The organism is Bacillus sp. NSP9.1 (genome assembly GCF_000465465.2).
GTDB lineage: Bacteria > Bacillota > Bacilli > Bacillales > Bacillaceae > Bacillus > Bacillus sonorensis_A.
Genome location: NZ_CP048273.1, coordinates 87,532 through 102,986, shown reverse-complemented (window position 1 = coordinate 102,986; position 15,455 = coordinate 87,532). Strand labels below are relative to the sequence as shown.

The following is a 15,455-nucleotide window of genomic DNA, read 5'->3' as shown; positions in this document are numbered from 1 at the left end:
CATTTATATAACAAATGAGGCGTTCGGTTTGTGACAAAAAACACTATATTATGATGCGTTTTAGTTTATCCGGATTGGAAACGATATAAATATGTTTGACAGCATGCCCTTCAGGATCCCAGGCAAAACATAGAGCGTAAACCGGGTGGTTGTTCCGTGTGATCAGCACACCGTTTTGTCCATTGATATCGGCGGAAATAAAACGGCCTGAAAAGCTCCCTTTTTTGACCACTCCCGTAAAGAAAGCAGAGATTCGACTTCTGCCATAGATTGGTCTTAAGGCGCTGCGCACTTTTCCGCCGCCGTCCGTAAATAATATCGCCTCTTCTGCCACTCTTCTTGAAAACTCTGCAAAATTCCCTGTTTTTGCTGAATGGATAAACAGCTCTGCCAGCTCCTGTTCTTTATTCGGTTTGGATAAAACAGAGACTTCTCCGCCCAATTTATGTTTCAGCCGGCTGTAGATTTTCCGGCAGCTCGCTTCCGATTTTTCAATAATGGACGATATTTCCTTATACTGATAGCCAAACACATCCCTGAACATGAACACCGCCCTTTCTACAGGATTGAGCCGGCTCATCATCACCATGAACGCATAGGAAACCATTTCTTCTTTTTCAATGAATACAGCCGGGTTCTCCTCAGAGAGTGTCACCTGCGGTTCAGGAAGCCACTCTCCGACATACATTTCCCGTTTGTTCCGGGCTGAGTTCAAAAAATTAATGCAGCGGTTTGTGATCGATTTTGTCAAATAGGACTGAACATGATCCATTTGACTGATATCTTTCTCCTGCAGGTCAGCGAATAAATCATGCACCATATCCTCGGCATCTTGAAATGTTCCAATCATCCGATAAGCAATTGATAGTAGCAATGAACGATATTTTTGATAATATTCCATAGCTGCTCCCTTTCTGGATATTTTCTTCCAAAAAAAAATAAAAGCTCCCTTTAGAGCTTTTATTTCGGTATCCTGATCGTAAACTGAATGTATTCTTCAAATTCCTCTTCTTCTGTATTCAGTTTGACGCCGCTGTCTTCGACCATTGACAGGGACTGGCGGATCGTATTCATCGCGATTCTCGCGTCTCTGCTGAACGCTTTTCTCTTTGGCTTAGGCTTTCGTTTGCCCTGTTCAAGCATTTTGACGACACGGTCTTCGGTTTGTTTAACATTTAAATTCTTTTCAATGACCTCGCTTAACAGCTTAACCTGGAGTTCGGGCTGTTTTAACGGGATGAGCGCTCTGGCGTGACGCTCGGAAATTTCTTTTTTTAAAATCGCTTCCTGAACCTCTTCCGGAAGCTTTAACAGCCTGAGTTTGTTGGCGATCGTGGACTGCCCTTTGCCCAGCCTTTGTGCGAGGGCTTCCTGGGTCAAGTCATGAAGCTCAAGCAGCCTTGCATATGCATGCGCTTCTTCAATCGAAGACAATTCCTCCCGTTGGAGGTTTTCAATCAGTGCGACAGAAGCCGTCTCTGTATCTGAAAAATCTTTGATAATGGCGGGAACCTTCTCCCAATTGAGCGTTTGAACCGCCCGCCAACGCCGCTCTCCTGCAATCAGTTCATATTGTCCTTCACGCTCTGTTTTTCTGACGACAATCGGCTGAATGATGCCGTGTGTATGAATGGTTGCGGCTAATTCTTGAATTTTTTCTTCAGAGAAAATGGTGCGCGGCTGAAAACGGTTAGGAATAATATCGCCTACTGGTATATCTTGAATTTCTTCTTTATTCGTATCATGTTCATTAATCTCTGCTTCTTCTTCCTTCTCACCAATGCCGAAGAGACGAGAGAATGAATGCTTCATGTACCTACACCACCTTTAAACACTGCCATTTTTATAATTCTATTTTCTCATGAATTTTCCTTCTGTGTCACCGCGAATTTTGAAGAAAACGAATATTTTAACCTTCAATAGGAGATTTATTAGGTGTTCCAGGTTTTCTTGGAAATTTCTTCGGTGTCTGCGACTGTTTTTTAATGACAATGATGTTTCTGTCGCTTTCTTCGATCGGCAGCTGAAAGGAATGTACGGCTTCAATTTGGCCGCCCAGCGCTTTTATGGCTTTTTTGCCCGTCTTTATTTCCTCTTCGGCGGAAGCCGCTTTTAAGGCTACGAATAAACCGTTTTTCTTGACGAGCGGCAGGCAAAGCTCACTGAGAACGGAAAGCCGTGCGACCGCCCTGGCTGTTACAATGTCAAAGCTTTCCCGCTTGTCTTTCAATCTCCCGAATGTTTCCGCACGGTCATGGTAAAAAGCTGTGTTTTCCAATTTTAAAGCAGCGGAAAGCTCGTTTAAAAATTGAATACGCTTGTTTAATGAATCGACGATTGTCACGTGAAGGTGAGGAAAACAGATCTTGATCGGAAGGCTGGGAAACCCGGCGCCCGCCCCAACGTCACACAAACTGTCCAGCTTGTTGAAATCAACATAAAAAGAAGCGGTGATCGAGTCGTAAAAATGCTTTAAGTACACTTCTTTTTTCGCAGTAATGGACGTTAAGTTCATCTTCTCATTCCATTCAACAAGCCATTCATAATAGGTTTCAAACTGCTCCAGCTGGAAGGGGGAAAGGGAGATGCCTTTCTCCTTCAGGCTGGCTGTAAATTGCTCAATGTTCATGCCGTCATCCTTTCTATTCCGCAACCTTGGCGATCCGGCCCTGTTCAAGGTAAACAAGCAGAATCGAAATATCAGCAGGGTTTACACCGGAAATCCTTGAGGCTTGTGCAACTGACAGCGGTCTGACCTCTTTTAGCTTTTGACGCGCTTCGGTCGCAATGCCTTTAATCGCATCATAGTCGATTCTGTCAGGAATCTTTTTGTTCTCCATTTTCTTCAGCTTTTCGACCTGCTGTAAGGATTTTTCAATATAACCTTCATACTTAATTTGAATTTCAACCTGTTCGGCCACGTCGGCGGGGACTTTTTCTTCCGCCGGTGCAAGCGCTGTAACGGTTTCGTAATTCATTTCCGGCCGCTTGATGAGATCGGTGGCGCGGATGCCGTCCTTCAGCTCGCTTCCGCCAAGTGAGCGAATGTATTCCTGATTTTCCTTGGACGGTTTGATAATAACAGAATGCAGGCGTTTTTTCTCTGCTTCAATGGCCGCTTTTTTCTCCTGAAACTTTTGATATCTCTCTTCAGAAATCAGACCGACTTTATAGCCGATCTCCGTCAGGCGCAGGTCGGCGTTGTCATGACGCAGAAGCAGGCGGTATTCCGCGCGGGAAGTCAACAGCCGGTATGGTTCGTTCGTTCCCTTGGTGACAAGGTCGTCAATCAGCACGCCGATATAGGCATCAGAGCGGCTGAGAATGACTTCCTCTTTGCCAAGCGCTTTGCGGCCCGCATTAATGCCGGCCATGATTCCCTGTCCGGCCGCCTCTTCATATCCTGACGTGCCGTTGATTTGTCCCGCGGTGAACAGTCCCGGTATTTTTTTCGTTTCCAGTGTCGGCCAAAGCTGTGTCGGTACGATCGCATCATATTCAATCGCATACCCGGCACGCATCATCTGCACGTTTTCAAGTCCCGGTATGGTTGACAGCATTTTTTTCTGTACATCTTCAGGAAGGCTTGTTGACAATCCCTGGACATAGACTTCCTGTGTGTTGCGTCCTTCCGGCTCGAGAAAGATTTGGTGTCTCGGTTTGTCGTTAAAGCGGACGACTTTGTCTTCAATGGACGGGCAGTATCTCGGCCCCGTTCCTTTGATCATTCCGGAATACATCGGTGAACGGTGCAGATTGTTATCGATGATCTCATGTGTTTCCGGGCTCGTATACGTCAGCCAGCAAGGCAGCTGGTCTGTAATGTATTCGACCGTCTCATAGGAAAAGGCCCGCGGCACTTCATCACCAGGCTGGATTTCCGTTTTGCTGTAGTCGATTGAATGGCTGTTAACCCGCGGCGGTGTGCCTGTTTTAAAGCGGACTAGGTCAAATCCGAGCTCTTCGAGATGTTCAGACAGCTTAATAGAGGGCTGTTGGTTGTTCGGTCCGCTTGAATAAGACAGGTCGCCGAGAATAATTTTTCCCCGCAAAAATGTCCCTGTCGTCAGGACAACCGTTTTGGAACGGTATTCCGCACCGGTTTGGGTGATAATCCCGCGGCATTCGCCGTCTTCAATCAAAAGGCGTTCAGCCATCCCTTGCAGCAATGTCAAATTCGGTTCGTTTTCAAGCGTTTTTTTCATTTCATGCTGGTATTGGAATTTGTCGGCCTGTGCACGAAGGGCTCTTACGGCCGGGCCTTTCCCCGTATTTAACAGCCTCATTTGAATGTGGGTTTTGTCAATATTTTTAGCCATTTCTCCGCCCAACGCGTCGATTTCGCGGACGACAATCCCTTTCGCGGGGCCGCCGACAGACGGATTACACGGCATGAAAGCAACCATATCAAGGTTGATGGTTAAGACAAGCGTTTTGGCGCCTTGTCTGGCTGATGCCAGCGCCGCTTCAACACCGGCGTGTCCGGCGCCGACGACAATAACATCATATTGGCCTGCTACATAGCCCATATGCTTTGTTCCTCCTTTATTTTCCTAAGCAAAATTGGGAAAAGAGCTGGTCGATCAGGCTTTCGTGTACAGCGTCGCCAATGATCTCCCCTAGTACTTCCCAACATTTTGTTAAATCGATTTGCACCATATCAATCGGGACATCGTTTTCAATTCCCTCAAGTGCGTCGGTAATGGCGCGCTTTGCCTCATGCAAAAGCGAGATGTGCCTTGTGTTGCTGACATATGTCAAGTCGCCGCTCTCGATCGCCCCCGTAAAAAACAGCGATTGAATCGCTTCCTCAAGCTCGTCAATTCCTTCTTCTTTCAACAGCGACGTCGTGACGACAGGACGGCCGCTTGCCAATTCCGCGACACGGTCGAGATCGAGCTGTTGCTCGAGGTCGGTTTTATTGACGATGACGATCAAATCCATCCCCTTCGTCGCTTCGAAAAGCTTGACATCTTCTTCTGACAAAGGCTCGCTGTAATTGAGGACGAGCAGGATCAGATCCGCTTCTTTTAACACCTGTCTGGAGCGTTCGACACCGATGCGCTCGACGATATCCTCTGTCTCACGGATTCCCGCTGTATCAACAAGACGCAGAGGCACGCCTCTGACATTCACGTATTCTTCAATGACATCCCTCGTCGTACCGGGGATGTCCGTTACAATGGCCTTCGTTTCATGGACGAGGCTGTTTAACAGCGATGATTTGCCGACATTCGGCCGCCCGATAATCACCGTTGAAATGCCTTCTCTTAATATTTTACCCTGTTCTGATGTCGTAAGGAGCGCTTCGATCTCTTTTTTGACTTTTGTCGCCTTTTCAATCAGCATGTTGTGCGTCATTTCTTCAACATCATCGTATTCCGGGTAGTCAATATTTACTTCAACATGCGCCAATGTCTCAAGAATCTCGGCTCTCAATCGTTTGATCAGTGAAGAAAGCCTTCCTTCCATCTGATTCATGGCGACATTCATCGCGCGGTCCGTCTTGGCTCTGATCAGATCCATAACAGCCTCAGCCTGGGAAAGGTCGATTCTTCCGTTTAAAAAGGCTCTTTTCGTAAATTCTCCAGGCTCTGCAAGTCTCGCTCCTTCTCTTAAGACAAGCTGGAGCACTTGATTGACCGTCACGATTCCGCCGTGGCAGTTGATTTCCACGATATCTTCTCTTGTGAAAGTTTTCGGCGCTTTTAATACGGAAACCATGACTTCTTCAACGACCTTTTCCGTTTCCGGATCGACAATATGGCCGTAATTAATGGTATGTGAATCAACAGAGCGCAAACGTTTTCCGCTCGGGCCTTGATATACTTTATCGGCAATCGAAATCGCTTCAGGGCCGCTCATCCGTACGATCGCAATCGCTCCTTCACCCATCGGCGTTGAAATCGCAGCGATTGTATCCATGGCTTTCACCTCTCTTTTTCATTCCTTTATCTATTATCCCCATTTGACGGATCATCTTCCAAACATCATAAATGGATAAAAACTTTTATTGTAATCAAAATTTAAAGATAACATAGTTTCAATTGAAGTGAAAGTGACTTGAATCGTTATCCACAACTGCAGAAAGCCACCATTACTTACTTTAACTTATCCACATGTGAATAACAATTAAATTTGTTTTTCATCAACAGCTTACACCTAAAAATAAGGAACTTAAACCGACAGGCGCAGCATAAATCATTTTTGACAATACAAAAAACCGAAGTCCCGTTTTTCAGAACTTCGGTTTTCATGTTATTTTTTATATGAGATGACGAGGTGACGGTTATGATCTTCACCGGTTGAATACGTTTCAATTTCACTGGAATAGCCCGAAAGCGTGTCATGGATCACTTTGCGCTCACTGGAAGGCATCGGTTCAAGATGAATGTCTTTTTTCTGCCTTCTCGCCTGATCGGCCAGCTTCATGGCCAGCTGCGCCAAGGTTTCCTTCCGCTTTGCACGGTACCCTTCAGCATCGACTACCACATGAATATAGCGGTCGGAGTGCCGGTTGATGACAAGCTGTGTCAACGTTTCAAGAGCGTTTAACGTTTGTCCTCTTTTTCCGATCAAAAGCGCCGTTTTGTCACCTTTTAACAGGAAGGTGACCTTTTTCGGCTCAACTGTCGCCGTCACCTGCGCTTCTATCCCCATGTTCTTCACAACATTTTCCAAATACTGTTTCGCTTCTTTTACAGGATCTATTTTTTCTCGAATTTTGACAACTGCAGGCTGATGTCCGAAAATGCCGAATAATCCCTTTTTGCCTTCATCGATTATGGCGATTTCAGCATCGTCTGCTTGGAGTTCCAGCTGTTTAAGCCCGGATTGCACTGCTTCATCGACGGTACGTCCAGTAGCAGTCAGTTCCTTCACTTTTTCTTCCCTCCGGATTTTTTTCCTCCGGCTGTCGCTTCCTGCCTCTCCGCCTTCAAATCAGGTCCTTTGATAAAGAAGGTTTGAGCAATCATAAACAAGTTTCCGACTACCCAATACAGAGAAAGAGCCGCCGGGAAATTAATGGCAAATATGACGATCATAATCGGCATCAGCCAAAGCATCATCGCCATTTGCGGATTTTGCTGAGCGTTTCCGGCCATCATCAGCTTTTGCTGAATGAAAGTGAACACCCCCGCCAGAATCGGCAGGATGAAATATGGATCACGCTCTCCCAGGTCAAACCATAAAAAGCTGTGCTCTGCGATCTCCCGCGTTCTCATAATGGCATGATAGAATCCGATTAAGATCGGCATTTGAATTAAAATAGGGAAACATCCCGCAAGCGGGTTCACGCCGTGCTTCTGCATGAGAGCCATCGTTTCCTGCTGAAGTTTTTGCTGTGTTTTCTGATCTTTTGAGCTGTATTTCTCGCGAAGTTTTTGCATTTCAGGCTGCAGCGCCTGCATCGCTTTTGAGCTTCTCGTCTGCTTGATCATCAGCGGCAAAATCAAAAGTCTGATTAAGAGCGTGACGATGATAATTGCAAGCCCGAAATTTTCATTCATCAAATTGGCAACATACGTAATCAGCTGTGACAAAGGATAAACGATGTAGCTGTTCCAAAATCCTTCACTCTCTGCAGTGATCGGCTGGTTGATTTGCGTACATCCAGCTAACAGCACGAGAACGCCGATCATACTGAATAATAATAAAATTCGCCTCTTCAACAACATTTCCTCCTAAATCTTCATTCTTCAACCGTTTTTTTCATTCGGTTATGAACATTAAAAAGACATACTTTCTCGTATTTTATCATCTTTCCCCCTAAAATGGGCGCCGACATTTTTCAACCAAAAGGAAGCGCTTAAAAATGTCTCCTTATATAATCGGGTTATGATGGCTTATTCGATTGTTTTCGGTACACAAATGACTTTCTGAAAAGATGCTGCAGACTTTTCTTTGTTTCTTCATATGTCAAATCAGCAGCGGGTTTTCTCGCAATAATGATATAGTCATTTTCCTGTTTTAATTGATCCCGCTCTTCTTGGATGACCTGGCGAATCAGCCGTTTTACCCGGTTGCGCACAACGGCGTTCCCGATTTTTTTGCTGACCGACAGCCCGACCCGAAACTCCTTCGCTTCAGGCTGGTGAAGCACATATAAAACATACTGCCGGTTTGCCATCGATTTGCCTTTTTTAAATACCTTTTGAAAATCTTCATTTTTTTTTAATCGATTTCGCTTTTTCATCTCTTCCTTCACTCCGATAACAAGCTGGCAAAAAAGGCCTGGTCATTCCTTTATGTAAAAAAGACCACTGACATTATTCAGTGGCCTAAGCTGATAATACTTTTCTTCCTTTGCGGCGGCGACGTGCTAATACAAGACGTCCATTTTTAGAACTCATGCGGCTGCGAAAGCCATGAACTTTGCTGCGCTTACGGTTATTTGGTTGAAATGTTCTTTTCATGTATGACACCTCCCTCGAGGAATAGCTGTTAAAGACAGTCTAATTTATTATATTTGGATGAGCAGTTCATTGTCAACTTCACTCATACATTTCTTTTTGCACCATAATAGGATAACACAGATAGATCGACTCCGAAAGCTTATTTTCATTTTTCCTCATTTTTAGCTTAAAAGATTTTTTTGGAAGCGGGAAATGTCGACTTGATCATCGAAAAATAACCGATGTGGATATCTTTCGCCTTATTTTTTCTATCCACAACCATTATCGACAACATCTTCACAAAACTAACCCTTGTGGACAAACTTTTTTCAACAGTTTGTATAGAGTGTGGATAAGTTCCTGTCAACCATTGCAACGTCTCGCTTATTCTGATATTATATTTGTGTTTTAACTCTTGATAACAAATTGGCTGCTATACCATTATCCACAAGCTGTGGATAACTTGTGGAAAGATTTTTCACAGGGTGTGAAGGAAATTGTCCACATCTTGTGAATGGTGTCGAAAAGACGTTTTTCTACTATATTATATGTTTTCAACATTTCATTCACGAATGGAGCCATCCATTTGCTCTTTTTTTGTGTTCTATAACAGTCTGAACGAGCAAATACCGCCGGAAAAGGAGGGACGAACCGCCATTATGAAAAACATTTCGGATCTTTGGAGTCAAGCCCTTGGGCAGATCGAAAAGAAATTGAGCAAGCCCAGTTTCGAAACATGGATGAAGTCGACAAAGGCTCATTCCTTACAGGGGGACACGCTGATCATCACCGCTCCGAACGAGTTTGCAAGAGACTGGCTCGAGTCGCGTTATCTTCACTTGATTGCCGAGACGATCTACGATCTGACCGGAGAAGAATTGAACATCAAATTTGTCATTCCTCAGAATCAAAATGAAGAAGAATTCATGCCAAAGTCTCCTATCAAAAAAATGTCGAAAGAAGAACCTGCCGACTTTCCGCAAAATATGCTGAATCCCAAATACACATTCGACACTTTCGTTATCGGTTCAGGAAACCGATTTGCCCACGCCGCGTCTTTAGCGGTTGCTGAAGCGCCTGCGAAAGCGTACAATCCGCTGTTTATATATGGGGGAGTCGGACTTGGAAAAACGCACTTGATGCATGCGATCGGCCATTATGTCATCGATCATAATCCGTCTGCAAAAGTCGTCTATTTGTCTTCTGAAAAATTCACAAATGAATTTATCAACTCGATTCGTGACAATAAGGCTGTCGATTTTCGCAATCGCTACAGAAATGTCGACGTTCTTTTGATAGATGATATTCAGTTTTTAGCTGGAAAAGAACAGACGCAAGAGGAATTTTTCCATACGTTCAATACGCTGCATGAAGAAACGAAGCAAATCGTGATTTCGAGCGATCGGCCGCCTAAAGAGATCCCAACGCTTGAAGACCGTTTGCGATCCCGTTTTGAATGGGGACTAATCACAGATATTACGCCTCCTGACCTGGAAACGAGAATCGCCATTTTAAGAAAGAAAGCGAAAGCAGAAGGACTTGACATCCCAAATGAAGTCATGCTTTATATTGCCAATCAGATCGACAGCAATATCAGAGAGCTTGAAGGGGCTTTAATCCGGGTTGTCGCATACTCTTCTTTGATCAATAAAGACATCAATGCCGATTTGGCTGCCGAAGCTTTGAAAGATATTATTCCTTCCTCAAAGCCGAAGGTCATCACGATCAAAGACATTCAGAGGGTTGTCGGCCAGCAGTTTAATATTAAGCTGGAAGATTTCAAGGCGAAAAAACGGACAAAATCCGTGGCATTTCCGCGGCAGATCGCTATGTATCTATCAAGAGAAATGACAGATTCCTCGCTTCCTAAAATCGGCGAAGAATTTGGCGGGCGCGACCATACGACGGTCATCCATGCCCATGAAAAAATATCGAAACTGCTGAACGAGGATGAACAGCTTCAGCAGCAGATTAAAGAAATTAAAGAGCAGCTCAGATAATGTTCTGTGGGAAAGTGTGAATAACTCAAACATGGTCTTACACAGTCTGTCCACATGTGGATAGGCTGTGTTTCCGTTCGTTTTTAACACTTATCCACAAATCCACAGCCCCTACTAGTACTTCTGCTATTTTTTAAAAACATAATAATTATAGATTCCGTAAGGAGGATGATTATGAAATTTACAATTCAAAAAGACCGTTTAGTCGAAAGTGTCCAAGATGTGTTAAAGGCCGTTTCTTCAAGAACAACGATCCCGATTTTAACCGGTATTAAAATCGTTGCCTCTGATGAAGGGGTTTCCCTTACAGGAAGCGACTCGGATATCTCGATCGAATCGTTCATCCCTAAAGAAGACGGAGATTTGGAAATCGTCACAATCGAACAGCCGGGAAGCATCGTTCTTCAAGCGCGTTTTTTCAGCGAAATCGTTAAAAAACTCCCAATGTCAACGGTGGAAATCGAGGTCCAAAATCAATATTTGACGATCATCCGTTCAGGAAAAGCGGAATTTAACTTAAACGGCCTGGATGCGAGCGAATATCCGCTTTTACCGCAAATCGAGGAGCACCATGCTTTTCAAATTCCGACTGACCTGCTAAAAAATTTGATCAGACAAACGGTTTTTGCAGTGTCCACCTCAGAAACACGCCCAATCTTGACAGGTGTAAACTGGACCGTTGCCGACGGTGAATTAATATGCACTGCGACGGATAGCCACCGTCTCGCACTTAGAAAAGCGAAGCTCGATATCAGTGAAGACAGTTCATACAATGTCGTCATTCCGGGAAAAAGCTTGACCGAGCTGAGCAAGATTCTCGATGATCACCAGGAGCTTGTCGACATCGTCATCACTGAAACACAAGTGCTGTTTAAGACGAAAAACGTGCTGTTCTTCTCAAGGCTGCTTGACGGAAATTATCCAGATACAAACCGCCTGATTCCGCAGGAAAGTAAAACAAACCTTGTGGTCAATACGAAGGAATTCCTCCAGGCGATCGACAGAGCATCGCTCTTGGCGAGAGAAGGAAGGAATAACGTGGTGAAACTTTCCGCGTCCGCCAATGAGTCCATCGAAATCTCTTCAAACTCTCCGGAAATCGGAAAGGTTGTCGAAACGGTGAATGCCGAGCAAATTGAAGGGGAAGACTTAAAAATATCGTTTAGTCCGAAGTATATGCTGGATGCCTTGAAAGTTCTTGAAGGAGAGGACATTCATGTCAGCTTCACAGGCGCGATGAGACCTTTTCTGATCCGCACTCCGAACGATGATTCGATCGTTCAGTTAATTCTTCCAGTCCGGACCTATTAATTTGAAAACTGGGGAAAGTTGCCGGATATGTCCGGCAGCTTTTCTCTTATTTCATGGGAGAAAAGCTGTTCTCGCTCGCCCTGTTTTTGATGCCGCAAGTTTCCCCTTTCCTTCTTTCCCTGTTTTTTAGTACAATTAGATATTAGTGATATGAAAGAGGTCGATAACATGACAAAGACGGTGGCTATTGATACGAACATGATTACACTCGGTCAGTTTCTGAAATTGGCTGATGTCATTCAATCAGGCGGAATGGCAAAATGGTTTTTGTCGGAATATGAGGTGCTTGTCAATGGTGAGCCCGATAACCGCCGCGGCCGGAAATTATATGTCGGAGATGTCGTGACGATTGAAGGGTTCGGTTCTTTTCAAGTCGGCGGCTAAAGCAGGTGATATTGATTGTATATCCAAAATCTTACATTATCATCTTACCGTAACTATGAGCGCCTTGAGCTCCAATTTGAAAACAAAGTGAACGTGATTATTGGAGAAAACGCCCAGGGCAAAACAAATTTGATGGAAGCGATCTATGTGCTTGCGATGGCAAAATCCCATCGAACTTCAAATGACAAAGAACTCATACGATGGGATGAAGACTATGCTAAAATAGAAGGCAGGGTCATGAAAAAAAACGGTTCTGTTCCCATCCAGCTCGTGATTTCCAAAAAAGGAAAAAAAGGCAAGGTCAATCATATTGAGCAGCAAAAGCTGAGCCAGTACGTCGGGGCTGTTAACACGATTATGTTTGCACCGGAGGATTTGAACCTTGTAAAAGGAAGCCCTCAGGTCAGAAGAAGGTTTCTCGATATGGAAATCGGCCAAGTATCACCAGTCTATCTTCATGACCTTTCCCTTTACCAAAAAATCCTTTCACAGCGAAATCATTTCTTGAAGCAGCTTCAAACGCGAAAACAAACCGATCAAACGATGCTTGACGTGCTGACGGAACAGCTTGCGGAATTTGCAGCAAAGGTTGTGATCAAACGCCTTCAGTTTGTCGATCAGCTCGAAAAGTGGGCGCAGCCCATCCACTCCGGAATCTCAAGAGGGCTGGAGGAACTGACCTTGAAGTATCATACATCTCTTCACGTATCAGATTCGCCTGATTTGTCGAAAATGATCAATAGTTATCAAGAAGCGTTTTCTAAATTGCGAGATAAAGAAATAGACCGGGGAGTATCCCTTTCAGGACCTCACAGGGATGATGTTCTTTTTTATGTCAATGGACGGGATGTGCAGACTTACGGTTCACAGGGTCAGCAGCGGACGACCGCATTGTCGCTCAAATTGGCGGAAATCGATTTGATTCAGGAAGAGATTGGGGAATACCCGATTCTGCTTTTGGATGATGTATTATCAGAGCTGGATGACTACCGGCAGTCCCACCTGCTCCACACCATTCAAGGCCGCGTTCAAACATTCGTAACAACGACAAGCGTTGATGGAATTGACCATAAAACCTTAAATGAAGCAGCTATCTTTCGTGTAGAAAATGGCACGCTATTGGACTGAGAAAAATGGGGTGAGGGATTGTATATCCATTTAGGTGATGACTTTGTGGTCTCAACACGTGAAATTGTGGCAATTTTTGATTATAAGGCAAAGGCATCTCCGATTGTTGATGAATTTTTGACGAAACAAAAAAAGCGGATTGTCTCTTCCAACGGAACACCGAAATCAATTGTTGTCACAGTGCAATCGATTTATTTTTCTCCTTTAGCCTCAGGCACGTTGAAAAAACGGGCGCAATCCAAGCCGGAAAACGATTCTTAAAGAATCTTTACTATAAATTTATTAGTTTTGAGAAAAGTGTAGGTGAATGTGCGTGGCAATGGAACAGCATAACAATTATGATGAAAATCAGATACAGGTTCTAGAGGGATTGGAAGCCGTTCGAAAAAGACCGGGAATGTACATCGGGTCAACAAGCGGCAAAGGTCTGCACCATCTCGTATGGGAAATCGTCGATAACAGCATCGATGAAGCTTTGGCCGGTTACTGCACTGAAATCAATGTTGTCATTGAGAAAGATAACAGCATCACGGTAAAAGACAACGGGCGGGGCATCCCGGTCGGCATCCATGAAAAAATGGGCCGTCCGGCTGTCGAAGTCATCATGACGGTCCTGCACGCCGGAGGTAAATTCGACGGAAGCGGATATAAGGTTTCCGGCGGTTTGCACGGCGTGGGGGCTTCTGTCGTTAACGCCCTTTCAACCGAGTTGGATGTAACGGTTTACAGGGACGGAAAGATCCATTATCAAGAATTTGAACGGGGCGTTCCAAAAGCTGATTTGAAGGTGATCGGCGAGACCGACAAAACGGGAACGACCACACACTTCGCTCCTGATCCGGAAATATTCACAGAAACAATCGAATATGACTACGATACACTTGCCACTCGCGTTCGTGAGCTTGCCTTTTTGACAAAAGGCGTCAAAATCACGATTGAAGATACGCGCGAAGGAAAAGAACGGAAGAATGAGTATTGCTATGAAGGCGGAATTAAAAGCTATGTTGAGCACTTAAACCGCTCACGGGAAGTGATCCATGAGGAGCCTGTCTACATTGAAGGATCAAAAGACGGCATCACGATCGAAGTAGCGCTCCAGTACAATGACAGCTACACAAGCAACATCTATTCATTTGCCAATAACATTCATACGTATGAAGGCGGAACGCATGAAGCCGGGTTTAAAACAGGCTTGACCCGCGTCATCAATGATTACGCCAGAAAGAATGGGATTTTCAAAGAAAACGATCCGAATTTAAGCGGTGAAGATGTCCGTGAAGGGTTGACAGCGATCATTTCCATCAAACATCCGGATCCGCAATTTGAAGGGCAAACGAAAACAAAGCTCGGCAATTCTGAAGCCCGCACGATAACAGACGCCTTGTTTTCAGAAGCATTGGAAACATTCCTGCTGGAAAACCCGGATTCGGCGAAAAAAATCGTTGAAAAAGGGGTCATGGCGGCAAGAGCGCGGATGGCGGCCAAAAAAGCGCGCGAACTGACGCGGCGAAAAAGCGCTCTGGAAGTCTCCAATCTGCCTGGTAAACTGGCCGACTGTTCTTCTAAAGATCCGTCGATTTCCGAGCTCTATATCGTTGAGGGTGACTCGGCGGGCGGCTCAGCTAAACAAGGCCGGGATCGTCATTTCCAAGCGATTTTACCGCTTAGAGGTAAAATTTTAAACGTCGAAAAAGCCCGTCTTGATAAAATTTTGTCCAACAATGAAGTCCGGTCAATGATCACTGCGCTTGGTACGGGAATCGGCGAAGATTTCAACCTTGAAAAAGCGCGTTATCATAAGGTCGTCATCATGACGGATGCCGATGTCGACGGCGCCCACATCAGAACGCTGCTCTTGACCTTTTTCTACCGCTACATGCGGCAGATTATTGAGCAGGGATATGTCTACATCGCACAGCCGCCGCTTTACAAAATACAGCAGGGCAAACGCGTCGAATATGCGTATAACGACCAGCAGCTCGAAGACATTTTAAAAGAGCTTCCGCAAACCCCTAAGCCTGGACTTCAGCGCTATAAAGGGTTGGGAGAAATGAACGCGACACAGCTGTGGGAAACGACGATGGATCCTGAAACGCGAACATTGCTTCAAGTGACGCTAAAAGACGCGATTGATGCTGATGAAACCTTTGAAATGCTCATGGGAGACAAAGTGGAACCGCGGCGGAACTTCATTGAAGAAAATGCACGTTATGTAAAGAACTTGGATATCTAATGC

15 protein-coding genes are annotated in these 15,455 nt (G+C 44.9%); 6 read left to right on the top strand and 9 right to left on the bottom strand.

Annotated features, from left to right (window positions below; all coding sequences use genetic code 11):
• Window positions 1-43 precede the first annotated feature (43 nt).
• The 9 genes from M654_RS00580 to rpmH form a co-directional block, all read right to left on the bottom strand.
• The gene (locus M654_RS00580; protein ID WP_026589483.1) at window positions 44-901 is read right to left on the bottom strand and encodes an RNA polymerase sigma-70 factor; all 858 of its coding nucleotides are present in this window, start codon (window positions 899-901) and stop codon (window positions 44-46) included.
• Window positions 902-960: 59 nt separating this feature from the next.
• Window positions 961-1,812 carry a nucleoid occlusion protein gene (gene noc, locus M654_RS00575; protein WP_026589484.1) on the bottom strand — a complete coding sequence of 284 codons (852 nt, stop codon included), beginning with the start codon at window positions 1,810-1,812 and terminating at the stop codon, window positions 961-963.
• A 97-nt stretch (window positions 1,813-1,909) separates the two neighbouring features.
• Window positions 1,910-2,629, bottom strand: coding sequence for a 16S rRNA (guanine(527)-N(7))-methyltransferase RsmG (rsmG, locus tag M654_RS00570; RefSeq protein WP_026589485.1), 720 nt, complete (start codon window positions 2,627-2,629; stop codon window positions 1,910-1,912).
• A 13-nt stretch (window positions 2,630-2,642) separates the two neighbouring features.
• On the bottom strand, window positions 2,643-4,529 hold the full coding sequence (mnmG, locus tag M654_RS00565; protein WP_026589486.1) for a tRNA uridine-5-carboxymethylaminomethyl(34) synthesis enzyme MnmG: 1,887 nt from the start codon (window positions 4,527-4,529) through the stop codon (window positions 2,643-2,645).
• 16 nt (window positions 4,530-4,545) lie between these two features.
• Window positions 4,546-5,925 (bottom strand): tRNA uridine-5-carboxymethylaminomethyl(34) synthesis GTPase MnmE, encoded by a 1,380-nt coding sequence (gene mnmE / locus M654_RS00560; protein WP_026589487.1) that lies wholly within the window; start codon window positions 5,923-5,925, stop codon window positions 4,546-4,548.
• Between the two features lie 333 nt (window positions 5,926-6,258).
• Complete coding sequence (gene jag / locus M654_RS00555) at window positions 6,259-6,882, bottom strand: RNA-binding cell elongation regulator Jag/EloR (RefSeq protein ID WP_026589488.1); 624 nt, start codon at window positions 6,880-6,882, stop codon at window positions 6,259-6,261.
• Window positions 6,879-7,679 carry a YidC family membrane integrase SpoIIIJ gene (spoIIIJ, locus tag M654_RS00550; protein ID WP_077735872.1) on the bottom strand — a complete coding sequence of 267 codons (801 nt, stop codon included), beginning with the start codon at window positions 7,677-7,679 and terminating at the stop codon, window positions 6,879-6,881. Before spoIIIJ ends, jag begins: the two co-directional genes overlap by 4 nt.
• Window positions 7,680-7,837: 158 nt before the next feature.
• Window positions 7,838-8,197, bottom strand: coding sequence for a ribonuclease P protein component (gene rnpA / locus M654_RS00545; RefSeq protein ID WP_026589490.1), 360 nt, complete (start codon window positions 8,195-8,197; stop codon window positions 7,838-7,840).
• Window positions 8,198-8,282: 85 nt separating this feature from the next.
• Entirely contained in the window at window positions 8,283-8,417 is a 135-nt protein-coding gene (gene rpmH / locus M654_RS00540; protein WP_003178075.1) for a 50S ribosomal protein L34, read from the bottom strand.
• 638 nt (window positions 8,418-9,055) lie between these two features.
• Here rpmH and dnaA point away from each other — a divergent pair.
• The 6 genes from dnaA to gyrB all read left to right on the top strand — a co-directional run bounded on the left by dnaA (window position 9,056) and on the right by gyrB (window position 15,452).
• Entirely contained in the window at window positions 9,056-10,396 is a 1,341-nt protein-coding gene (dnaA, locus tag M654_RS00535) for a chromosomal replication initiator protein DnaA (protein ID WP_026589491.1), read from the top strand.
• Between the two features lie 174 nt (window positions 10,397-10,570).
• Window positions 10,571-11,707, top strand: coding sequence for a DNA polymerase III subunit beta (gene dnaN / locus M654_RS00530; protein WP_026589492.1), 1,137 nt, complete (start codon window positions 10,571-10,573; stop codon window positions 11,705-11,707).
• Between the two features lie 168 nt (window positions 11,708-11,875).
• Entirely contained in the window at window positions 11,876-12,091 is a 216-nt protein-coding gene (yaaA, locus tag M654_RS00525; RefSeq protein ID WP_026589493.1) for a S4 domain-containing protein YaaA, read from the top strand.
• 15 nt (window positions 12,092-12,106) lie between these two features.
• Window positions 12,107-13,219, top strand: coding sequence for a DNA replication/repair protein RecF (recF, locus tag M654_RS00520; RefSeq protein WP_026589494.1), 1,113 nt, complete (start codon window positions 12,107-12,109; stop codon window positions 13,217-13,219).
• A gap of 18 nt (window positions 13,220-13,237) precedes the next feature.
• Entirely contained in the window at window positions 13,238-13,480 is a 243-nt protein-coding gene (remB, locus tag M654_RS00515) for an extracellular matrix regulator RemB (RefSeq protein ID WP_026589495.1), read from the top strand.
• 58 nt (window positions 13,481-13,538) lie between these two features.
• Complete coding sequence (gene gyrB / locus M654_RS00510) at window positions 13,539-15,452, top strand: DNA topoisomerase (ATP-hydrolyzing) subunit B (RefSeq protein ID WP_035428614.1); 1,914 nt, start codon at window positions 13,539-13,541, stop codon at window positions 15,450-15,452.
• The last annotated feature ends 3 nt before the right edge of the window (window positions 15,453-15,455 follow it).